Here is a 21,895-nt window from a genome sequence, read left to right as displayed (position 1 = left end):
GTTGGGGGAGTCAACATGACCATTGAACTGGAGCTGGCAAACCAGCCCGTCATCGCCGGAACGCGCCAGACCTCGATCAGCCTCAGGGTGTACGAGACGGTTCGTAATGCCATCGTGCAACTGCAGCTGAGGCCGGGACACCTGCTGTCCGAGGCCGAACTGGCCCGGCAGATGGGGGTTTCGCGCCAGCCGGTGCGCGAAGCCTTCATCAAGCTCGCGGAAGCGGGACTGGTCGAAGTGCGGCCGCAGCGCGGTACCTTCGTCAAGCTGATCTCGATCCGCGAGGTCCAGAACTCGCGCTTCATTCGCGAATCGATTGAACTGGCCGTGGTACGTAAGGCCGCCGTCGAGATCGACGCGGCCGGGGTTGCCGACCTGCGAGAGCTGATCGCGGCCCAGCAGGTTGCGCTTTCCGGTAAACTCGGTGATTTCTTGCGGCTCGACGACGATTTCCACTGCGCCATCGCTTCCCATGCCGGCGTCGAGCACGCCTGGCGCCACATCGTCAGCCTCAAGGCCCAGCTCGACCGCGTGCGCTATCTCGGCTTCCCGGCAGCGACGCCGCGTCCGGTAGTGGTGGCACAGCATACGCTGGTGGTCGATGCGCTCGAGCGCAACGATCCGGAAGGTGCCGTCACCATGATGCACCGCCACCTCAACGAACTCGCCCCCTCCCTGCCCAAGCTGGCAGAGGAGTACGCCGAGCTGTTTGCCGACGAGTAAGATGCGAGCGCCGGTCCGCCCTCCCGACCTGGGGAGGCGTGATCAGTCCATCGCCGCTTCGAGCAGCGCTTGGTAGTCCGCAGCGCTGGGTACGCGCGGATTGGTGCCGTGGCTATGGTCGGCCTGTGCCCGCTCGACTACCCAGTCGAAGTGGTCCTCGCGCACGCCGAGCCCACGCAGCCCCTGCGGGATGCTGAGCCGACGGTTGAGGGCATCGAGCTCGAACGCAAGATCAGCGGCCGGCGGAAAGCCCATCGCCGCCTTGAGCCGCCCGAGCTTCTCGCCGATCTCCGGCTGGTTGAAGCGCAGCACCGGCGGCATCAGGATGGCGTTGAGCGTGCCGTGGTGCAGCGACACGTCCTTGAGCCCGCCCAGCGCGTGGCTGAGCGCATGCACGGCGCCCAGCCCTTTCTGGAAGGCGAGGCCACCCATCAGCGCGCCCATCATCATTTCGGAGCGCGCCGCATGGTCGGTGCCGCGCTTGGCGGCCGTCTCGATGTTGCGCCAGATGCGCCCCGCCCCGTCGAGCGCGATGGCATCGGCAGGCGGATTGATACGGGGGGAAGAGAAGGTCTCGATGCAGTGGCTGAGCGCGTCGAGGCCGGTGGCCGCCGTCAGACCGGGCGGCAAGCCATGGGTGAGTTCCGGATCGCAGATGGCCCGGCGCGGGATCAGGTGCGGCGAGATGAAGCCGAGCTTGCGCCCGTCCTCGAGCGTCAGCAGTGCGGCGCGGCCGACTTCGGCGCCAGTGCCGGCGGTTGTCGGCACCGCGATGACGGGCGCGACTCGCGCACTGATACGGTCGAGCCCGCCATAGATCATTGCATACTGCTCGAGCGGCCCCGGGTGCGTTGCGAGCAGCGCCACGCCCTTGGCGAGATCGATCGGCGAACCGCCGCCTAGCGCGATGATGCCGTCGCACTCCTCGGCCCGATAAAGCTCGAGTGCGGCAAGGACCGCACCTTCGGTCGGGTTGGGCGGCGTATCGAGAAAGACCGGCAGGTCGGGCGGCAGGTGCGCCATGGCTCGCGCCAGCAGGCCCGCGGCCTGCACACCCTTGTCGGCGACCAGCAGCGGGCGGGTGATCTCCAGCTCCCTGAGCGCGTCGGCGAGTGTGGCGATCGCCCCTGCCCCGAATTCGATACCGGTTAGATAGTTGATGCGTGCCATGGGTTACCCGTTTGCCAGTTCGATCAAGACATCCGCATGACAAGGCGTCCCAGCCTTGCACCAGCAGGCGAGATTATGCCCTGCAAGCTCGGCCCGGATCACCTCTCGCGAAGGTGCCGCTCCGGGCGACAGGGCCACATCGATGTTGCCCCGCAACCACTGCCCACAGAGGTCGACGGCCTTGGCTTGCGCGGCATCGTGGTCGAGACCATAGCGCGTGGCTGTATCGTCGATGGTGAAGGGATTGCCCCACTTGCCCGGCCGCGTGATGAGCTTTGCCGGCAGACCGTTGAGCGCGAGCGACGCTTCCTGCAGGTTGAATCCGCCGCGCCGCGACAACTGCATGCGCTGTGGCTTGGGCCCGTGTGCCAGCCCGGGCATTAGCGCAGCTCCTTGTCGTAGATGAACTTGGGCATCTGAAGCTTGAACACTATGGCCAGGACACGGAGCGCGAAACCGACTATGATGACCCCGATGATCACCATGTCGTGGTTGAGGTTAGAGATGTGCCCGAAATAGTATAGCACGCCCGAAACGATCGCGACGGTGGCATAGAGTTCGGACGAGAACACCAGCGGCACGTCGTTGCACAGCACATCGCGCAGGATGCCACCGACGATGCCGGTGAGAAGCCCGGCGACCACGACCATGATCGGCTGCTGCCCCATCTCGAGCGCGACGTTGCAGCCAATGATGGTGAAGGTGACCAGACCGATCGCATCGAGCAGCAGGAATGGCCAGCGCAGCGCCGCCATGTAGCGGGCGAACGCGATGGTGATGAAGGCCGCAACGCAGCAGAGCACCAGCAGGTACGGGTTCTCGACCCAGATCAGTGGGTAGTGCCCGAGGACGAGGTCGCGGGCCGTGCCGCCGCCGAGTGCGGTGACGCAGGCGAGCACGCAGACGCCGAACCAGTCCATGCTGCGGCGCCCGGCCGCCAGGGCCGCCGTCATCGCCTCGGCGGTGATGGCGACATAGAAGATGATCTGCAGCAGCATCGCGTCCCCCGGGGAATTCCCTCGGGGTGATTAGAGCAGACGAATCGCCTGCCGGGCTAGTTGGCCGTAGGCTGGATATTGTCCGTCGATTGGATAGTGATGATCTTCACGTCGAACTCGGCGCAGGTGTCATCCTTGCAGATGCCGTTGAGCCAGACCTGGCCGTTGCCGAACATCACGCCCTGGTAGTTCGCAAACAGGTTTGCCCAGGCCTGGTCGTTGATAGCGGTTTTGATCTCGTCGGTGAGGATGTTGTCGTAGTGCTCGACAAACTGCGCCGCTTCGGAGATCGACATCTCTTCGCCGTCGGCGGTGACGGTGATGGGATAGCTGACCCACTCGGCAAACCCGGCTTTGTCATCGTCCGCGACCGCCTTCTGGATCGCATCGAACGCTGCGCGATAAAGCGTGTGGTCGCCCAGGTTGCTGTCGATGGCCGCATCGGTATCGGCGTCGGTCTGTGCGAGCGCTGGAGCGATCGATAGGCAGAGGGCAAGCATCAGGCCGGCAATGATCTTCAGCATTTTCAACTCCTCGTTGGAAACGGGTGGTCCGCCAAGCCATTGATAGCGCAGACTATGTGTCGACAAGAAGGGCACCGGGCCATGCGCAAGCCGCAGAGCATGAAGGCACTGGAGGAACTCGGCCGCGTTCGGCTCAGCGAGAATTTCGTCATGCGCGACTTCCTTCACTCCGAGATCGCGGCCTTCTACGGCATCCCCAACATTCCCGACGATCCGGACCTCGCGATCGAGGCGGGTCGTCGCCTCTGCGAGGAGTGCCTCGAACCACTGCGCGCCCGCTTTGGCCGCATCTCCATCCGCTCGGCCTTCCGCTCAGTTGCGGTCAACCAATTCGGCAATGAGCACGACCTCAATTGCGGGCGCAACGAGACCAACTTCGCCGGCCACATCTGGGATCGCCGCGACGCCGATGGCGGCATCGGCGCCACCGCCTGTGTCATCGTCCACGCGCTGATCCCCTACTACGAGACCACCGGGCGCTGGGAGGCGCTGGCATGGTGGATCCACGACCACCTGCCCTATGACGAGCTCGAGTTCTTCCCCCGCTTCGCCGCGGTCAACATCAACTGGCGCGAACATCGCCGCGGCCGCATCACCTCCTTCATCCCGCCCCGGCGCGGGCTGCTGACCAAGCGCGGAATGGCGAATTTCGAGGGGACGCACGAGGCGGAATATGCAGAGTGGCTGGCGGGACTCCGAACCCCGCCTTCCGTCTGACGTGACAACCCCTGCTCTCCCCGTTACCCCTTGTGGCAGCAGGAGGAACCTATGACCACGCATCGCTTTGTCGCCACCGAGTGGCACAATGTGCTAGGCACGCTGCCGCCGGCGTTTACCGTCGCTTCGGGCGACACCGTGATCACCGAGACACTGGATGCCTGGGGCATCGACAAGGACGGCGAGAAGCGCAAGCCCGGCCCGAACCCGATGAACGGGCCGATCTTCGTCGAGGGCGCCGAACCCGGCGATGCGCTGAAGGTCGAAATCGTCCGAATGACACCGAACCGCGCCACCGGCTGGACCCGCTCCTCACTCGCCGGCAACGTCGTCGACCCCGAATCCGTGCGCGACCTGCCGCCGCGCGACCCGGTCACCTGGGCCATCGACCGGCAGGCCGGCACGGCGCAGCTGCAGACGCCGCTGGCCGGCCTCGAGCACTTTATCCTGCCGCTCGAGCCGATGATCGGCTGCTTCGGCGTCGCCCCGGCCGGCGGCCAAGCCTTCTCCACTGCGACCAGCGCCGAGAACGGCGGCAACATGGACTACCGCGGCTTCGGTCCTGGCGCGACCGTGTGGTTCCCCATCGCCGTCGAGGGCGCGCTGTTTTTCCTCGGTGACTGCCACGCCATCCAGGGCGATGGCGAGATCGTCGGCACCGGCATCGAGACCAGCTACGAGGTCGAGGTGCGGCTAACGGTCGAGAAGGGCAAGAACCTCGTGTGGCCGCGCGGCGAGAGCGCCGACGAGATTTACTCGGTCGGCAACGCCCGTCCGCTCGACCAGGCGCTACAGCACGCCACCAACGACATGTTCAACTGGCTCTGCACCGATTATGGGCTGTCCAAGACCGCTGCCAGCCACCTGATGGGCCAGGTGGTGCGCTACGAAGTCGGCAACGTCTACGACCCGGCCTACACGATGGTCTGCAAAATACCCAAGAAGTGGCTGCCTAAGCACTAGTACTGATGCGCCCCCTTCACGTAGCGTCGTTTACTACGGACCAAGGTCGCCGTTGAGTTAACGCTTTGGTAACGGCTATTATGCCGGCGCGGCGGGAGGACTTGACTCAAGAGTAGCCGCTATGGGGCTCGATTTGTTATTTTTGGTGGGCGGGGAGTGCGCAGCATGACCCCGTGGGACGTGTGTATTGCTGACGACGGGCGGCACACTGCCGGGGCGGATGCCTCGATTGCGGTGTTGTCGCCGCAATCGTTCAGCTTCGAACTCGACGACGACCTGGTGAAGGTCGTCACTGTGTGGACGACGGGGCACACCTGCCACGTCAATATCCGCTACGGCCGTGAGGTTCTGCTGCACGAGGAGGAGCACGCCTTCGACGTGGCCTCTCCGATTGAAATCGAAGAGACCCGCTATGGCGTGATCGTCCGCGCGACGCGTCACGGCATCTCCTGGCTTGGCCGCAAACTGGTCCGGAAGTTCTGACGGCAGCGCTCAGCCGCCGATCTTGCCGCCCAGTTCATCCTCGATATGAATACGGATGATCTCGTCGAAGCTCTTTTCGGCCTTGAACCCGAGCGCCTCGGCGCGCTTGGCCGTGAAGTTTTTCGGCCAGCCGTCGACCATGCCGATGATTCGCTGATCCGGCACGTCGCGGATGAGCTTGACCGCCTTGTCCCCGGCAACGCGGCGTAGCGCCTCGATCTCCTCGCCCACGGTGGCCGACAGCCCCGGCACCGAGAGAGTGCGGCGCCAGCCGAGCTTGGCGGTATCGAGTTCGGCCGCATGGGTGAGGAAGCCCACCGCGGCGCGCGGGCTGGCGAACCAGTGCCGCGCATCTGTGGGGACCGGCAGCACCGCCTCCAGACCCACAAGCGGCTCTCGCAGGATGCTGGAGAAGAAGCTCGAGCCGGCGGCGTTTGGCTTGCCCGGCCGAATCACGATGGTCGGTAGGCGGATACCGATGCCATCGACGAAACCCTTACGCGAGTAGTCATTGAGCAGAAGCTCGCAGATGGCCTTCTGCGTGCCGTAGCTGGTCAGCGGCGTGTTGAAGAACTCGTCACCGATGGCTTCGGGGAACGGTGCGCCAAATACGGCGATGGACGACGTGAAAACCAGCCGCGGCTTGTAGGGCGCCTTGAGGCCTTCCAGCCGAATGGCCTCGAGCAAGAACCGTGTGCCGTCGAGATTGATCCGGTAGCCCTTTTCGAAATCGGCTTCGGCTTCGCCAGAAACGATGGCGGCGAGATGGAAAATCAGATTCGGCCGGCCGTCGATCAGCCCGGTCGCGGCACCGGGCGCCGAGAGGTCGGAAGCAATGGTCTCGACCGAGCCATCGAAGGCAACCTTGGCCGGCTCGATGACGTCGGCCAGCGTCAGTTTCTCAATCGCTTTGCCGCCCACCTGGCCAGCGGAAATGAGGCTGGACGTGAGCTTGCGGCCGACCATTCCGGCCGCACCGATAATCAGGATATGCATGAAGTCTCCTCGCGTTTGGCGGGGAGATTAGCGGCTGGAGTATCGGGTGCAAGCCCGACGAACGGTGCGCTTGGCGGGCCGTCAGCACACGGTTTCGAAGCGCTCCACGCATGCACGGACGACTTCGTCGCCCCCCCGCTTCCACCAGTTATCGCGGGAAAAGATCTCGACTTCCTGCGGGCCGTGATAGCCGGCGGCCTCGATCATGGCGCGGATGGCCTTAAGGTCGATGACGCCGTCGCCCATCATGCCGCGATCGAGCAGCATGTCGGCGGTGGGGACCAACCAGTCGCAGATGTGGTGAGCGTAGATGCGGTTCTCGCGCCCCGCGCGGGCGATGGCGGCGGCAAGGTTCGGGTCCCACCAGACGTGGTAGACGTCAATGGCGACGCCCACGCCGTCGCCGAGTTGCCCGGCGATATCAAGCGCCTGATCGATGGAGTTCACGCAGGCGCGGTCGGCCGCATACATCGGATGCAGCGGCTCGATGGCGAGAGGAACACCGGATGCCCGGGCGTGCGGGAGCATGGCTGCGATGCCGTCGGCGACCATTCGGCGCGCGCCCGCTATGTCCTTGGAAGTACCGGGTAATCCGCCGACGACGAGGACAAGGCAATCGGCACCGAGCTCGGCGGCTTCATCGATAGCACGCAGGTTGTCGTCGATATTGGCATGGCGGCCGGCGGTGGTCTCTGCCGGGAACATGCCGCCACGGCAGAGGCCGGTGACGCGGAGATTGTTGGTGCGGACGATACGCGCTGCTTCCGCGAGGCCGATGGCTGCAACCTGGTCGCGCCAGGGGGAGATGGCGGTGACGCCATGTCGGAGGCAGTCGTCGATCATCTGCGGGAAGCTGGAACCGTTGCGCAGGGTGGCGAGGTTCATCGAGAGCTGGCCGGAAGACATTAGCGGTGCCAGACCGATAGAGACGGCCCCCTCCCGGCCTCCCCCACAAGGGGGGAGGTGAAGAGTCGAGGCTGGGGCTCGATTGTGCCAAAGGCATCGGCGGGGGAGGATGGGAGGGGGGCGTCTGCTTCGGTCAGCACCTCAAACCACCCCATTCACAGCCAACACCCGCTTCATCCGCTCGACCGCCAGCGCCGGATCAGCCATGACACGCGCCCTGTCCGCCAGCCGGAACAGCTCGCTAAGATGCTGCAGTGATCTCGTGCTTTGCTGGCCGCCGATCATGGCGAAATGGTCCTGTAACCCATTGAGATAGGCCAGAAAAACCACGCCCGTCTTGTAGAAGCGGGTCGGCGCCGCGAAGATGTGGCGGCTGAGCGGCACGGTGGGCTCGAGCAGTTCGAAGAACTCGTTGTCGCTACCGCGGCCGAGCGCGGCGAGCGCAGCCGAGGCGGCCGGGGCGATGGCGTCGAAAATGCCGAGCAGCGCGTCGGAATGGCCTTGCTCGTCGCCGGCGATCAGCTCGGCATAGTTGAAATCGTCGCCCGTATACATCCGCACGCTGGCCGGGAGACGGCGGCGCATGGCGATCTCTTTCTCCTTGCTCAGCAAGGAGATTTTGATGCCGTCGACTTTGTCGGCATGGGCCGCGATGACGTCGAGGCAGACACCCATCGCCTCGTCATGCGTGGCCTTGCCCCAGTAGCCCTCCAGTGCCGGATCGAACATTTCGCCCAGCCAGTGAAGGATCACCGGCTGCTTCACCTGCCTTAGCACATGGGCATACACGCGGGCATAATCGTCCGGTGATTTTGCCGCGACGACGAGGGCGCGCGAGGCCATCAGGATGACGCGGCCGCCCTGCCCTTCGACGAAGCCGACCTGCTCCTCATAGGCTCGGATGACATCGTCGATGGTGACATTCGGACCGGGCGCGAGATGGTCCGTGCCGGCGCCGTAGGCGATGAGCGAGTCCGAGCGGGTGCGGGCTTCGGCCTGGGCGCGACGGATCAGTTCCTGCGCGTCGCTCCAGGTGAGGCCCATGCCGCGCTGCGCGGTATCCATGGCTTCGGCGACACCGAGACCGAGGTCCCACAGGCGGTGGCGGAACTTCAGCGTGGTGTCCCAGTCGATCGCCGGGGTGAGCCAGGGATCGTTGCTGGCGAGCGGGTCGGCGACGACGTGGGCAGCCGCATAGGCGATACGCGGAAAGTCGCTAGCGCTATGTTTTACAAAGGGGATCGGCGCGCCGGTCAAGCGGTAGGCGGTAATGCTGCGGTCGGCATTGGGGAGCTGGATTTCCATCTCAGATCCCCAGCGCCGGCACATCCAGCCAACGCCGTTCCTTCCAGCTCTGCAGCCCGAGCGTCGCGAGCTGGACGCCCTTGGCGCCGGCCTCGAGGCCGTAGGGCCATGGCGCGTCCTCAGCGACGTGCTTCAAAAACATCTCCCACTGCGCCTTGAAGCCGTTCTGCGAGGGGTAGTTCTCGGGCACTTCTTCCCATTGGTCGAAGAAGTTGAACTTCGACGGCTCGTCCGGATTCCATACTGGCTTGGGCGTGTTGACGCGGTGCTGGGTAAAGCACTTGTGGAGGCCGGCGACGGCCGAGCCATGGGTGCCGTCCACCTGGAAAGTCACGAGATCATCGCGGCGGACGCGCACGTCCCAGCTCGAATTGATGTGCGCCACGGCACCGCCTTCGAGCTGGAAGGTGGCATAGGCCGCGTCGTCGGCGTCCGCGGTGTAGGTGTTGCCCTTCTCGTCGACGCGGGTGGGAATATGCGTGGCGCCAAGGCAGCTTACCGCTTGGACCTCCCCGAAGAGGTTATCGAGCACGTAGCGCCAGTGGCAGAGCATATCGAGGATGATGCCGCCGCCGTCGGCCTTGCGGTAATTCCAGCTCGGGCGCTGCGCCGGCTGGCCCCAATCGCCTTCGAACACCCAGTAGCCGAACTCGCCGCGGACCGAGAGAATGCGGCCGAAGAAGCCGGAATCGCGGAGCAGCTTGAGCTTCAGCAGCCCCGGCAGGAACAGCTTGTCCTGTACCACGCCGTGCTTGATGCCGGCCGATTTTGCCTTCTTTGCCAGGGCGATAGCCGAGTGCAGGTCGTCCGAGACCGGCTTCTCGCAATAAACGTGCTTGCCCGCATCGATGGCGCGGCCGAGAAGTGTGGCCCGCATCTGCGTGGTGCCGGCATCGAAGAACACGGTATCGTCCGGATTGGCCAGCGCCGCCTCGAGGTCGGTGGTCCAGCGCGCGATGTTGTGCTTTGCCGCAAGCCGTTGAATCTTATCGCCATCTCGCCCGACAATGATGGGATCGACCATCAGCCGGTCGCCGTTCGACAGCACCACTCCACCCTGATCGCGGATGGCGAGAATGGAGCGGACCAGATGCTGGTTGTAGCCCATCCGGCCGGTCACGCCGTGCATGATCAGCCCCAGCCTGCGCTCGGCCATCGAACCCTCCCTCGTCCTGCATCTTTGTAACTGCTTGGTTACTTGGATACACAAGGCTAGGATAGAGCGTCAAGTGTGGCGCCCGGCTACTGAACGAAAGAACGATTTTCGTTCGCTTCGTAGCTTGCTGCCGCTGATGTCCGGTGCCAATTGCGACACACTGGGGCATTGTAACCGCAACGGTGCGGGAGGGGATTGATGGACGGCGAGGCGACGGCGGTAAGGGCGAAGCGGAGCGCGGCGAGGGTCGCGCCGGACGCCGTTCCCGTACGCCCGCGCGATGCCGAGAAGACCAAGGCCTCGATCCTCAGGGCAGCCCGCGACGAGTTCTGCGAGGAAGGCTTCAACGGCGCCCGGGTCGATGCGATCGCCGACCGCGCCAAGGCCAACAAGCGGCTGCTCTATCACTATTTCGGGAATAAGGAGGCCCTGTACCAGGCCGTTCTGCTTGATGCCTACCAGGAAATCCGGCGCGGCGAGCGCGAGTTGCACATCAGCCAGTATGATCCGATCGAGGCGGTAGACCGGATCATCCGGTTTACATTCCGGCACTTCCTGGCCAACCCTTGGTTCCCCCGCCTCTTGTCTGTGGAAAACCTGCAAAATGCCAGGTTCGTCAAGCAGATAAAGGATCTCGACGCGATCCGTTCACCCATCGTCGCCGAGCTGCATGAGATCGTGAAGCGCGGCCATGCGGAGGGAACTTTCCGCACCGACGTCGATCCGATGCAGCTCTACATCTCGATCATTTCGCTCTGCTACTTCTACGTCTCGAACATGCAGACGCTGAGCGTGGTTTTCGGCAAGGATCTCAGCCAGTTCGCCCTGATCCAGGACCGCGAGGCGCAGGCCGTACAGATGGTCGTCGACTACCTCCGCACCCGCCGGTGATTGTGGCTTGCGGCAGCGCCGCTGTCATATCGCCACCCCCAGTTTGCCCCTAAGATGAACGCATTCTGAACGCTGGATCGGGCTGAAACTCAGGGCTCTCGACCGGCAGAAGTCCGCGATCGGACCGCCCGCAGGCCATGAACTTCTGCCGGTACGTGGCCGCTTGACAGCCCGGTCGCCCCGGACCATGGTTGTAACCAATTAGTTATTTAGCGCCGAAAAGAGCGCAAACGAGTTCGGGACGGCGAAGCCGCCCGGAGGATCAACGGGAGGAACCTTCATGACTATTGCACTCGATCGCCGTCGATTCCTGATGGGAACGACCGCCCTGCTCGGCGCCGCCGCATTGTCGCCGGCCGCCGCGCTGGCACAGGAAAACCGCCTGCGCCTGCTGTTCTGGGGTGGCCAGGCCCGCGCCGACCGCACCTATGCCGCCAGTGACCTCTACACCAAGGCCAATCCGGGCACCGTCTTCGACGGCGAGTTCATGGCCTTCGGCGATTACTGGACCAAGCTCGGCACGCAGGTCGCCGGCGGCAACGCGCCCGACATCCTGCAGATGGATTACCGCTACATCGTCGAATACGCCAAGCGTAACGCCATCGCGCCGCTCGACGAGTTCGTCGGCAACGGCCTCGACCTCGCCGACTTCGACCAGGACCAGCTCGACGGCGGCAAGGTCGACGGCAAGCTCTACGGCATCAGCCTCGGCGCCAACTCGGTGGCGACCATGGTCAACACCGCTGCACTCGAGGAAGCGGGCGTCGAACTGCCCGGCCCCGAACTCTCCTATGCCGATCTGCCGGCGCTGGCCGAAAAGTTCAACTCGGGCAACAAGCGCGCCGGGATGAAGCTCTGGTCGGATAATTCCGGCGTCGAGCCGGCGCTCGATAACTGGCTGCGCTCGAAGGGCAAGGGCCTCTACGGCGCCGACGGCAAACCGCTGTTCGACGAGACCGACCTCGTCGAGTGGTTCCAGCTCTGGGCCGACCTGCGCGCCGCCGGCGTGACGGTTTCGCCCGACGACCAGGCGCTCGACGCGACCGACGCGATCGAAAACACCATGGTGACGCTCGGCAAAGCGGCGACCACCGCCGCGAACTCGAACCAGCTGGTGGCATTCCAGGCGGTCAACAAGGACCCGCTGACGATGATCCACTACCCGCGCTACAAGCCGGGTGCGACGGGTGGCCACTATCGCAAGCCCTCGATGTTCTTCTCGCTCGGTGCAACCAGCCAGAAGCTCGCCGACGGCGCCAAGTTCATCAACTTCTTCATCTCCGATCCGGAAGCGACCAAGGCGCTGGGCGTCGAACGTGGCATTCCGTGCAAGAGCTCGACCCGCGACAACATCGCCCCGACTCTCGACGCACAGAGCCAGATCGCGCTCAACTTCGTGTCGAACCTGGGCGACCTGCTCGGGCCGCTCCCGCCCTCTCCCCCGGCCAATGCCGGTGAGGTGAACAAGGCGCTGAAGACCAAGAGCCAGGAAGTGGCTTTCGGTGGTCAATCGCCCCAGGACGCCGGTCCGGCCTTCTTCAAGGAAGTGACCGAAATCCTCGCTCGTACCTAAAGGTCTGACGATGACCGCGCGCTCTGCTGCCGACTACCGCGACGCGGAGCGCGCGGTTACGCCTTCTGTCTGGTCCCGGATCTGGAGCCAGAACGCCCCGGGCTACCTGTTCCTGTTGCCTTGGTTCATCGGATTCTTCGGCCTGACGCTCGGGCCGATGGTGTCTTCGCTCTATTTGAGCTTCACCGATTTCGATCTTCTGACCTCGCCCGAATGGGTGGGTGCCGCGAACTATGTCCGCATCTTCACAGCGGACCCGAAGTTCGCCAAGTCGATGCAGGTCACCTTCTTCTTCGTCATCTTCTCTGTGCCGCTGAAGCTCGCCTTCGCGCTCGGCGTGGCGCTGTTGCTCAACCGCGGCATGCGCGGCCTGCCGCTCTATCGCGCCGTGTTCTACCTGCCCTCGCTGCTCGGCGCCTCGGTGGCGATCGCGGTGCTGTGGCGCACATTGTTCGCAGGCGACGGGCTGGTGAACGATTTCCTGCTCAATTTCGGCATCCAGGGGCCGAGCTGGATTTCCAACCCGCGCTTCTCGCTATGGACGCTGGTGATCCTCGCCGTGTGGCAGTTCGGCTCGCCGATGATCATCTTCCTCGCCGGGCTGCGCTCGATCCCGCAGGACATGTACGAGGCGGCGAGCCTCGAGGGCGCCGGCAAGTGGCGCGTGTTCTGGAAGATCACCCTGCCGATGCTGACCCCGGTGGTGTTCTTCAACGCCATCATCCAGACCATCGAGGGTTTCAAGAGCTTCACGCCGGCCTTCATCATTTCGGGCGGCACCGGCAATCCGATCAACTCGACGCTGTTCTATACGCTCTACCTCTACCAGGAGGCGTTCGAGTTCTTCCGCATGGGCTACGCCTCGGCACTGGCATGGATCCTGCTGATCATCGTCGCGCTATTCACCGGGTTCTCGTTCCTGACGAGCAAGTATTGGGTGCATTATGATGATTGATCAACTCGTCCGGCGCGTGGGGCACCGAGCATTGGGCACGGCCAGCGACGGAGCCCACCAATGACCGTCACCGCCGCCCCCCGCCTGACCGTCGTCACCGGCGACAAAACCCCCGCGCAGAAGCTGCTGCGGCGTATCGGCTCGATCCTCGCGCATGTGGTGCTGATCGGCGCTTCGATCATCATGCTCTATCCGCTGCTGTGGATGCTCTCGGCGAGCTTCCGGCCGGAGAACGAAATCTTCTCCGGCAGCGGCCTGTGGCCGAGCGCGATCAGCTTCGACGCCTATTTCCGTGGTTGGCACGGCCTCCGCATCGGGTTCGACACGTTCTTTCTGAACTCGCTGATCATCTCGACGCTCTCGATCATCGGCAACCTGATCACCTGCTCGCTGGCGGCGTTCGCCTTTGCGCGGCTTGAGTTCAAGGGCAAGCGCATCTGGTTCGCGCTGATGCTGGGCACGCTCATGCTGCCCTATCAGGTGACACTGATCCCGCAGTATGTGCTGTTCCACCAGCTCAACTGGATCAACACCTTCCTGCCGCTGGTGGTGCCGAAGTTCCTCGCGGCCGATGCGTTCTTCATCTTCCTGATGGTGCAGTTCTTCCGCGGCATCCCCAAGGAGCTCGACGAAGCAGCAGCGATGGACGGCTGCTCGCCCTGGCGCATCTACTACAAGATCCTGCTGCCGCTATCGATGCCGGTGCTGGCCACGGCCGCCATCTTCACCTTCATCTGGACCTGGGACGACTTCTTCGGGCCGCTGATCTACCTGTCGGACATCCGGACGTACACGGTGCAGCTGGGGCTGCGGACGTTCGTGGATTCGTCGGCGGAGAGCGATTGGGGCGGCTTGTTTGCGATGAGCATCCTGACGCTGGTGCCGGTGTTTTTGTTCTTCCTGTTCTTCCAGAAGCTGCTGATCGAGGGGATTGCGACTACGGGGATGAAGCGGTGAGGGGTTTGCTGCTTGTTCCGATTGAATTGGTGCTGACTGAGAGAGACGGCCGCCTCCCGGCCTCCCCCATGAGGGGGGAGGTGAGGAGGACTTTGTGGCTTGATCGCGCCCGACACTCGGTGCGGCACCTCCCCCTTCATGGGGGAGGATGGGAGGGGGTCGTCTGCTTCGGCTCTTTCGCCTCATGAGCACGCACCGGGCGAAGGAACTGCGCGCGAACTCCACCGCGCCTGAGAGGCGGATGTGGCGGTTGCTGCATCCCATCCGCGCGGCCGGATATCACTTTCGGCGGCAGGAACAGATCGGGCCATATTACCTTGACTTTGCCTGCCACTCGGCACGGCTGATCATCGAGATCGACGGCGAGACGCATCGGTTTGGCGATGAAGCAGACGCGCTGCGCGACGAATTCCTGCGCCACGAAGCCTACCGCGTTCTCCGCTTGACCAATGACGACGTGCTGACCAACCCCGATGGTGTGTTCGCCGCCGTGAGTTCGGCGCTTGAGGGAAGCGTGCCTACCCGAAGCAGACGTCCCCGTCCCGGCCTCCCCCATGAAGGGGGAGGTGAAGAAGCGGCTTCGCCGTCGTCCCTGTCCACCAGTAGAGCCTTGTAGATGCCCATCAAATTCGCGGCCATTGGCCTCAACCATTCCCATATTTATGGCCAGGTGAACTGCCTCCTCCGCGAGGGCGCGGAGTTGGTGGCGTTTCATTCGCCCGAGGATGATCTCGCGGCTCAGTTCGAAGAAAAGTATCCGCAGGCGAAGCGCGTCTCCGACAAGCGCGCCATCCTCGAGGACCAATCCATCGCCCTCGTTCTCACCGCCGCCATCCTCAATGAGCGGGCCGCGATCTCGATCGAGGCGATGCGCCACGGCAAGGATGTGATGTCGGACAAGCCGGGGATGACGACCCTGCAGCAGCTTGCCGAGGTGAAGCGGGTACAGGCCGAGACCGGGCGGATCTACTCGGTCTGCTATTCCGAGCATTTCGAGACGCGTTCCACCGTGAAGGCCGGGGAACTGGTGGCGGCGGGCGCGATCGGCAACGTCGTGCATACGGTCGGCCTTGGCCCGCATGCGATCCGCAACAACCAGCGGCCGGACTGGTTCTTCGACCGGCCGCGCTATGGCGGCATTCTCTGCGATATCGGCAGCCATCAGTGCGAACAGTTCCTGTTCTTTTCGGGCACCGACACCGACGCCGAGGTGATCTCGGCGACCGTGAACAACCGCGCCAACCCGACGCATCCAGGGCTGCAGGATGTCGGCGACATGCACCTTCGGACGCCAACGACCACCGGCTATGTGCGGGTCGACTGGCACACGCCGGATGGACTCGGCACCTGGGGCGACGGGCGGCTGACCATCCTCGGGACCGAAGGGTACATCGAGCTCAGGAAATACATCGACATCGCCGGGCAGCCGGGAGGCGACCACCTGTTCCTCGTCGATAAGAAGGGTACGCACCGGATCGATTGCTCGAAAGGGGACCTGCCCTACGCGCGGCAGCTGATTGCGGACGTCTTGAACCGCACCGAGACGGCCATGCCGCAGGTGCGCGCCTTCAAGGCGATGGAACTGGCGCTGACGGCGCAGAAAATGGCTGAAGTCGGGACGGTTTGGCAGCAATGAGCAGGATCTACACGGTCGCCGTCGTCGGTGGCGGCATCGGGCGCAGCCACATCATCGAGGGCTACGAGCCCAACAAGGACAAGTTTCGGGTGATCGCCATCTGCGACCTCGATGAGGGGCGGCGGAACGCGTTGGCCGATGAGTTCACGATCGAGCGCAAGGTGGCGAATTTCGACGACCTGCTGGCGATGGACGATCTCGACATCATCGATATCTGCACGCCGCCCATGGTGCATCTGCCCATGGTGATGGCGGCGCTGAGGGCCGGCAAGCACGTGATCTGCGAGAAGCCGCTGGTTGGCTCGCTCGCCGAGGTCGACGAGGTGATGGCCGAGGAGAAGCGATCCAAGGGCAAGCTGATGCCGGTGTTTCAGTACCGCTTCGGCAACGGCATTCAGCAGGCCAAGGCCATCATCGATGCGGGGCTGGCGGGGAAGCCCTATGTGGGCACGGTGGAGACGCTGTGGCGGCGCGGGCCGGACTATTACGACGTACCGTGGCGCGGCAAGTGGAAGACCGAGCTCGGGGGCGTGCTGATGACCCATGCCATCCACCCGCACGACATTTTCACCTACCTGATGGGCGAGCCGAAATCGCTGTTTGGCAGGGTGGCAACGCGGGTCAACGACATCGAGGTCGAGGACTGCATCTCGGCCTCGCTAGAGATGGAATCGGGCGCACTCGCGAGCTTTACCGCGACGCTGGGGTCGGCCGATGAGATCAGCCGCATCCGGCTGGCCTTCGAGAATGTGACCATCGAGAGCGACCACGAGGCCTATAATCCGGGGAAGGCCATCTGGAAGATCCTGCCGCGCAATGACGCGACCAAGGCGGCGATCGAGAAGCTGCTGGCGGGCTGGAAGGATGTGCCGAGCCGGTTCACCACGCAGATGCGCCTGTTCTGGGATGCGCTCGAGGGGATCGGCCCGATGCCGGTGACGTCGAGCGATTCGCGGCGGGCGCTGGAGATCGTGACGGCGTTCTACCACTCGAGCGACACGCATCAGGAGGTGCAGTTCCCGCTGGGTGCGGCGCATCCGAAATACCGCAGCTGGCTGCCGGAGGAGTTCAGGTAATGTCGACAAGCGTCGTTCTGCAGAAGGTGGTGAAGCGCTATGGCGATGTCGAGGTGATCCACGGCATCGACCTCAACATCGACCCGGGCGAGTTCACCGTGTTCGTCGGGCCATCGGGCTGCGGCAAGTCCACGCTGCTGCGCATGATCGCGGGGCTCGAGCCGATTTCGGGCGGCGACATGCTGATCGACGGCGTGCGGATGAACGAGGTGCCGGCGGCCAAGCGCGGCATCGCCATGGTGTTCCAGAGCTACGCGCTCTACCCGCATATGTCGGTGTACCAGAACCTGGCGTTCGGGCTGGAGACGGCGCGCGTGCCCAAGCCCGAAGTGCAGCAGCGGGTGCAGAAGGCGGCGGAGATTTTGCGGATCGAGCCGCTGCTGAAGCGCAAGCCGAAGCAGCTCTCTGGCGGTCAGCGCCAGCGTGTCGCCATCGGCCGGGCCATCGTGCGCGAGCCCCGGATCTTCCTCTTCGACGAGCCGCTGTCGAACCTCGATGCCGAGCTGCGCGTGCAGATGCGGGTGGAGATCGCAAAACTCCATCAGGACCTCGGCAACACCATGATCTACGTGACGCACGACCAGGTCGAAGCCATGACCATGGCCGACAAGATCGTGGTGCTGCAGGCGGGGATCATCGAGCAGGTCGGCGCGCCGCTCGAGCTCTACAACAACCCCAGGAACCGGTTCGTCGCGGGCTTCATCGGCTCGCCGAAGATGAACTTCCTCGATGGCCGGGTCGAGAGCGCCGACGGGGCAAGCGCCAAGCTGACGGCGGGTGGCAGCTCAATCGTCGTCAACCGCAAGGTCACCGCGGGCGATGCGATCACGTTCGGCGTGCGGCCGGAGCATATCGGCATCACCGAGGGCTCGGGCGTACCGCTGGCGCAGGTGAAGGTCGACCTCGTCGAACAGCTGGGCGGGCAGACGATGGTCTACGCCACGACCGGCGATGGGCAGGCGATGACGATCGCGGTGGACGGGCAGCGGGCCCTGGAGGTGGGCTCGGCGCTGACGGCTTATGTCGATCCGGCGCGGTACCATGTGTTCGCGCAGGATGGGCGGGCGATTTAGTGCTCGACCGATAGAGACGGCCCCCTCCCATCCTCCCCCAAAGGGGGAGGTGAAGAGAAGAGGCTCTAACGCACCGGCAGGCACCTCCCCCTTTGTGGGGGAGGATGGAGGGGGCCGTCTGTCTCGGCTAAATCCCCGCCAGCAGCTCCGCATTGCCGCCGCTGGCCGTGGTGTCGATGCATACATGCCGCTCGCGGATCAGGTGCTCCGCATCCGATGGCCTTGTGATCAGCGGGATAAGCGGCCCGTCGCGGCGGGCCAATGCCTGCCGCCAGGGTTTGAGGTCCGCCTCCGTGCCGAAATGCATGACGGCGTCGACGAAGAGGCCGGCTTCGATGGCGGCGGGGGCGAGTTTCTTGTCGAGGCCGCCGATGGGTTCGCCGTTGCTGCCCAGTTCCTCGGCAATGCGGGTGGCACCCGGCGCGCAGACGAGGACGCCGTTGCCCTGGTCGAGCGCAAGTTCGGCCTGGAGGCGTGCGCTCGCGGTATCCGGGCCGAGGCAGAGGACGACGCCGCGGGGCCAGGTGTAGAGCGTGTTGCGCTCGCCGGTCGGACCCGGCAGCAGTTCAGCGGCCGGCTCGATGCCGACGCGCTCGATGCCGATCTTGACCTGGTCGACGGCGGCGATGGCGAAGCCGATGGAGAGGCCGGAGAGCGGGTTGACGCCGGTCGAGGGCTCGAAGCGTTCGGCCGGGCGCCAGAAGCGCTTGAGATAGTTCGGACCGCCGGCCTTGGGACCGGTGCCCGACAGGGCTTCGCCGCCGAAGGGCTGCGAGCCGACCACGGCGCCGATCTGGTTGCGGTTGACGTAGATGTTACCCGCACGGATGCGCTCGGATACGTCTTCGACACGCCCGTCGATGCGGGTGTGGAGGCCGAAGGTGAGGCCGTAATGCGAGGCATTGATCGCGGCGATCACGGCATCGAGTTCCTCGGCCTTGAAGGTCGCAACGTGGAGGACGGGGCCAAAGATCTCTTCCTTCATCTCGGCGATACCGGAGACTTTCAGGACGACCGGGGCGACGAAGGTCCCCTGCTCCGGCGTTGCCAGCCGGTGCAGCACGGCGTCGCGGGCGGCGAACTCGTCGATATAGGCTTCGAACTTGGCTTTCGCCTTGCTGTCGATGACCGGGCCGACATCGGTCGAGAGATCCCAGGGGTCGCCGAGCTGCAGCTCGTCCATGGCGCCCTTCAGCATCTCGAGCGTGCGTTCGGCCGCATCGGCCTGGACATAGAGGATGCGGAGCGCCGAGCAACGCTGGCCGGCGGACTGGAAGGCGGAAGCGAGGATGTCGCGCACCGCCTGCTCGGGCAGCGCGGTGGAATCGACGATCATGGCGTTGAGCCCGCCGGTCTCGGCGATGAACGGAGCACCGGGCGCGAGGTGATCGGCCATCTTCTGGTCGATGAGCTTGGCGGTGGCGAGCGAGCCGGTGAACACCACGCCATCGATGCGCGGATCGGAGGTGAGCGCCGTGCCGACGACGGCGCCGGAGCCCGGCACGAGCTGCACGACCTCCTCGGGAATGCCGGCCTGATGCATGAGGCGGACGGCGAGCGCGGCGATCAGCGGCGTGGCTTCTGCGGGCTTGGCCAGCACGGCATTGCCGGCGACCAGCGCCGCGGCGACCTGGCCGGTGAAGATGGCGAGCGGGAAGTTCCAGGGCGAGATGCAGGCGAAGACGCCGAGCGGCTGGCGCGGTTCGGAACGCTCCGCTTCGGCGGCGTAATAGCGCAGGAAATCAACGGCCTCGCGCAGTTCGCTCACTGAATCTGCGAGCGTCTTGCCGGCCTCGCGGGCGCAAAGGGCATAGAACTCGGCGCTGTTGGTCTCGTAGAGATCGGCCACCTGCCGCAAGAGGATGGCACGTTCAGCGACAGGCCGCGCCGCCCAGTCGGACGCGGCGTCGCGAGCGGTGGAAATGGCGAGTTCGAGCGTCTCGGGGCTTGAGCCGATGGCGTCGCCGACCGTCTCGCCATTGGCCGGATTGGCGATCGAGAACTGTTCCGCCTCGCTGCCGGCAACGAGCGAGCCCGGCACGGCGTGCCAGCGCTTCTCCGAGGCGCGGAAGCGGTTGCGATCGGCGAGGATGTACTCGACTTCGAGCGGATCGGTGAGGTCGCGGCCCGCGGAATTCTCGCGCTTCGGCTGGAACAGGTTTGCCGGAGCAACAACTTTGGCGCGCGCAGTGGCGATGGCGTCGAACGGGTCGCGCACCACCTCGGCGGCGGGCACGTCGCGATCGGCGATCATGTTGACGAAGGAGCCGTTGGCGCCGTTTTCGAGCAGGCGCCGGACGAGATAGGCGAGGAGATCGGAGTGGCGGCCGACCGGCGCATAGATGCGGGTGCGCGTCTGGTGCTCGGTGTGGAGAATGTGGTGCAGCCGTTCGCCCATGCCATGCAGGCGCTGGAACTCGAAAGTGTCATTGCCGACGCCCAGCGATTTCGCCAGCTGCAGGACGGCCGAGACGGTGTGAGCGTTGTGCGTGGCGAACTGCGGATAGATGCGCGCGGTCTTCGACAGCAGCCGCTTGGCGTTGGCGACATAACTGATGTCGGTGGCCGCCTTGCGCGTGAAGACCGGGAAGCCCTTGAGACCGAGCACCTGGGCGCGCTTGATCTCGCTGTCCCAATAGGCGCCCTTGACCAGCCGGACCATGATGCGGCGATCGAGCTGCGTCGCCAGTGCTTCGAGCCAGTCGATGACCTGGCTGGCGCGCTGGCCATAGGCCTGCACCACGACGCCGAACCCGTCCCAGCCGGCAAGGCGCTCGTCGGCGAGGACAGCAGCGATGACGTCGAGGCTGAGGTCGAGCCGGTCGGCCTCCTCGGCATCGATGTTAAAGCCCATATTGGCGCCGCGCGCCATCATGGCGAGGGCGAGCGTACGCTCGACCAACTCGTCCATCACTCTCGTGCGTTTCATGAATTCGTAGCGCGGGTGGAGGGCGGAGAGTTTGACCGAGACGCCCGGGTTGTCGCGCACCGAACCGGCGGTGGAGCGGGTGGCGAGCACGGCGATCGCCTCGGCATAGGCGGCGCGATAGCGCTTGGCGTCGGCCTCGGTGCGGGCCGCTTCGCCGAGCATGTCGTAGGAATAGGTGAAGCCGTCCTTCTCGGCGCGGCGGGCGATCTTGGTCGCCTCCTCGATATCGCGGCCGAGCACGAACTGCGATCCGAGGATCTTCATCGCCTGCATCACGGCGGAGCGGATCACCGGCTCGCCGATGCGCTGCACGAACCCCTGGATCATGCCGGCAATGCCCTCGCGATCGCGCAGCACCTGGCCGGTGAGGGTGAGCGCCAGGGTCGAGACGTTGACCAGCGGCGAGTTGGCCCGATCGAGATGCTCGTGCCAGTGCGACGGCGCAATCTTGTCCTCGATCAGGTCGTCGATGGTGGCCGTGTCGGGCACGCGCAGCAGCGCCTCAGCAAGGCACATGAGCGCGATGCCCTCGTGGGTCGAGAGCGAATACTCGGCGAGGAAGGATTCCAGCATGCCGGCCGACTGGGCGGAGCGAACCTTCTCGACAAAGGCCGCCGCCTGGCCGCCGATGGCGGCACGCTCCGCGTCCGAAAGCGCGGCATCGGCAGTGAGCCGCGCGATGGTCTCGGCCTCATCGGCCAGAATGGCGCCCCGGATGCGGCCGCGGATATCGTCAAGTTCAGCCATTACTGCCCCCGTGCCAAGACTGTGGCACGGGTCGCTGATTTGTGTGGGGAAAATGTGATGCTGTCTGGACGGAATTTTAGCACACCTAAAATTCTGCGCGGGTAGCGCGAACTCCCG

21 protein-coding genes are annotated in these 21,895 nt (G+C 64.7%); 12 read left to right on the top strand and 9 right to left on the bottom strand.

The features are described 5' to 3' along the window. Nucleotides 1-15 precede the first annotated feature (15 nt). The gene (locus tag ACOYW5_RS22125; RefSeq protein WP_423067039.1) at nucleotides 16-723 is read left to right on the top strand and encodes a GntR family transcriptional regulator; all 708 of its coding nucleotides are present in this window, start codon (nucleotides 16-18) and stop codon (nucleotides 721-723) included. A gap of 42 nt (nucleotides 724-765) precedes the next feature. On the opposite strand, the gene ACOYW5_RS22120 is transcribed toward ACOYW5_RS22125, so the two are convergent. The 4 genes from ACOYW5_RS22120 to ACOYW5_RS22105 are packed head-to-tail and all read right to left on the bottom strand — an operon-like array spanning nucleotide 766 to nucleotide 3,415. Further along, on the bottom strand, nucleotides 766-1,893 hold the full coding sequence (locus ACOYW5_RS22120; protein WP_423067038.1) for an iron-containing alcohol dehydrogenase: 1,128 nt from the start codon (nucleotides 1,891-1,893) through the stop codon (nucleotides 766-768). Nucleotides 1,894-1,896: 3 nt separating this feature from the next. Next, nucleotides 1,897-2,274: a DUF4326 domain-containing protein gene (locus ACOYW5_RS22115; RefSeq protein ID WP_423067037.1), complete on the bottom strand. Its 378-nt coding sequence runs from the start codon at nucleotides 2,272-2,274 to the stop codon at nucleotides 1,897-1,899. Continuing rightward, complete coding sequence (locus ACOYW5_RS22110) at nucleotides 2,274-2,891, bottom strand: trimeric intracellular cation channel family protein (RefSeq protein WP_423067036.1); 618 nt, start codon at nucleotides 2,889-2,891, stop codon at nucleotides 2,274-2,276. The genes ACOYW5_RS22115 and ACOYW5_RS22110 overlap by 1 nt, the downstream gene beginning before the upstream one ends. Nucleotides 2,892-2,947: 56 nt before the next feature. Then, nucleotides 2,948-3,415 carry a hypothetical protein gene (locus tag ACOYW5_RS22105; RefSeq protein WP_423067035.1) on the bottom strand — a complete coding sequence of 156 codons (468 nt, stop codon included), beginning with the start codon at nucleotides 3,413-3,415 and terminating at the stop codon, nucleotides 2,948-2,950. A gap of 81 nt (nucleotides 3,416-3,496) precedes the next feature. On the opposite strand from ACOYW5_RS22105, the gene ACOYW5_RS22100 reads away from it, so the two are divergent. The 3 genes from ACOYW5_RS22100 to ACOYW5_RS22090 all read left to right on the top strand — a co-directional run bounded on the left by ACOYW5_RS22100 (nucleotide 3,497) and on the right by ACOYW5_RS22090 (nucleotide 5,578). Then, nucleotides 3,497-4,132 (top strand): hypothetical protein, encoded by a 636-nt coding sequence (locus tag ACOYW5_RS22100; RefSeq protein ID WP_423067034.1) that lies wholly within the window; start codon nucleotides 3,497-3,499, stop codon nucleotides 4,130-4,132. A gap of 51 nt (nucleotides 4,133-4,183) precedes the next feature. Beyond that, nucleotides 4,184-5,095, top strand: a complete 912-nt coding sequence (locus tag ACOYW5_RS22095; RefSeq protein WP_423067033.1) for an acetamidase/formamidase family protein — start codon at nucleotides 4,184-4,186, stop codon at nucleotides 5,093-5,095. A gap of 165 nt (nucleotides 5,096-5,260) precedes the next feature. Beyond that, complete coding sequence (locus tag ACOYW5_RS22090; protein ID WP_423067032.1) at nucleotides 5,261-5,578, top strand: hypothetical protein; 318 nt, start codon at nucleotides 5,261-5,263, stop codon at nucleotides 5,576-5,578. Nucleotides 5,579-5,587: 9 nt separating this feature from the next. Here the strand turns inward: ACOYW5_RS22090 and denD are convergent, their stop codons facing one another. The 4 genes from denD to ACOYW5_RS22070 all read right to left on the bottom strand — a co-directional run bounded on the left by denD (nucleotide 5,588) and on the right by ACOYW5_RS22070 (nucleotide 9,941). Continuing rightward, the gene (denD, locus tag ACOYW5_RS22085; RefSeq protein WP_423067031.1) at nucleotides 5,588-6,574 is read right to left on the bottom strand and encodes a D-erythronate dehydrogenase; all 987 of its coding nucleotides are present in this window, start codon (nucleotides 6,572-6,574) and stop codon (nucleotides 5,588-5,590) included. A gap of 81 nt (nucleotides 6,575-6,655) precedes the next feature. Further along, on the bottom strand, nucleotides 6,656-7,480 hold the full coding sequence (locus tag ACOYW5_RS22080) for a sugar phosphate isomerase/epimerase family protein (protein ID WP_423067030.1): 825 nt from the start codon (nucleotides 7,478-7,480) through the stop codon (nucleotides 6,656-6,658). 141 nt (nucleotides 7,481-7,621) lie between these two features. Then, on the bottom strand, nucleotides 7,622-8,785 hold the full coding sequence (locus ACOYW5_RS22075) for a dihydrodipicolinate synthase family protein (protein WP_423067029.1): 1,164 nt from the start codon (nucleotides 8,783-8,785) through the stop codon (nucleotides 7,622-7,624). Between the two features lies 1 nt (nucleotide 8,786). Further along, entirely contained in the window at nucleotides 8,787-9,941 is a 1,155-nt protein-coding gene (locus tag ACOYW5_RS22070) for a Gfo/Idh/MocA family protein (protein WP_423067028.1), read from the bottom strand. Nucleotides 9,942-10,139: 198 nt separating this feature from the next. Here ACOYW5_RS22070 and ACOYW5_RS22065 point away from each other — a divergent pair, with 198 nt between their 5' ends. The 8 genes from ACOYW5_RS22065 (at nucleotide 10,140) to ACOYW5_RS22030 (ending at nucleotide 18,102) form a co-directional block, all read left to right on the top strand. Further along, a complete protein-coding gene (locus ACOYW5_RS22065; RefSeq protein ID WP_423067027.1) occupies nucleotides 10,140-10,832 on the top strand; it encodes a TetR/AcrR family transcriptional regulator in 693 nt (230 codons plus the stop codon). A gap of 280 nt (nucleotides 10,833-11,112) precedes the next feature. Next, on the top strand, nucleotides 11,113-12,405 hold the full coding sequence (locus ACOYW5_RS22060) for an ABC transporter substrate-binding protein (protein ID WP_423067026.1): 1,293 nt from the start codon (nucleotides 11,113-11,115) through the stop codon (nucleotides 12,403-12,405). 10 nt (nucleotides 12,406-12,415) lie between these two features. Next, a complete protein-coding gene (locus tag ACOYW5_RS22055) occupies nucleotides 12,416-13,360 on the top strand; it encodes a carbohydrate ABC transporter permease (protein ID WP_423067025.1) in 945 nt (314 codons plus the stop codon). 183 nt (nucleotides 13,361-13,543) lie between these two features. After that, complete coding sequence (locus ACOYW5_RS22050) at nucleotides 13,544-14,317, top strand: carbohydrate ABC transporter permease (protein ID WP_423069529.1); 774 nt, start codon at nucleotides 13,544-13,546, stop codon at nucleotides 14,315-14,317. A 184-nt stretch (nucleotides 14,318-14,501) separates the two neighbouring features. Continuing rightward, on the top strand, nucleotides 14,502-14,933 hold the full coding sequence (locus ACOYW5_RS22045; RefSeq protein ID WP_423067024.1) for an endonuclease domain-containing protein: 432 nt from the start codon (nucleotides 14,502-14,504) through the stop codon (nucleotides 14,931-14,933). Continuing rightward, complete coding sequence (locus ACOYW5_RS22040) at nucleotides 14,934-15,953, top strand: Gfo/Idh/MocA family protein (RefSeq protein ID WP_423067023.1); 1,020 nt, start codon at nucleotides 14,934-14,936, stop codon at nucleotides 15,951-15,953. Then, nucleotides 15,950-17,029 carry a Gfo/Idh/MocA family protein gene (locus ACOYW5_RS22035; protein WP_423067022.1) on the top strand — a complete coding sequence of 360 codons (1,080 nt, stop codon included), beginning with the start codon at nucleotides 15,950-15,952 and terminating at the stop codon, nucleotides 17,027-17,029. Before ACOYW5_RS22040 ends, ACOYW5_RS22035 begins: the two co-directional genes overlap by 4 nt. Next, on the top strand, nucleotides 17,029-18,102 hold the full coding sequence (locus ACOYW5_RS22030) for an ABC transporter ATP-binding protein (protein ID WP_423067021.1): 1,074 nt from the start codon (nucleotides 17,029-17,031) through the stop codon (nucleotides 18,100-18,102). The genes ACOYW5_RS22035 and ACOYW5_RS22030 overlap by 1 nt, the downstream gene beginning before the upstream one ends. Before the next feature lie 127 nt (nucleotides 18,103-18,229). Here the strand turns inward: ACOYW5_RS22030 and putA are convergent, their stop codons facing one another. Continuing rightward, complete coding sequence (putA, locus tag ACOYW5_RS22025; RefSeq protein WP_423067020.1) at nucleotides 18,230-21,778, bottom strand: bifunctional proline dehydrogenase/L-glutamate gamma-semialdehyde dehydrogenase PutA; 3,549 nt, start codon at nucleotides 21,776-21,778, stop codon at nucleotides 18,230-18,232. Nucleotides 21,779-21,895: the final 117 nt, after the last annotated feature.

Origin of the sequence: Devosia sp. CN2-171 (assembly GCF_049354815.1) — a bacterium.
Lineage (GTDB): Bacteria > Pseudomonadota > Alphaproteobacteria > Rhizobiales > Devosiaceae > Devosia_A.
The sequence above is the reverse complement of the archived record's forward strand: the minus strand, read 5'-3'. Positions and strand labels throughout refer to the sequence as shown.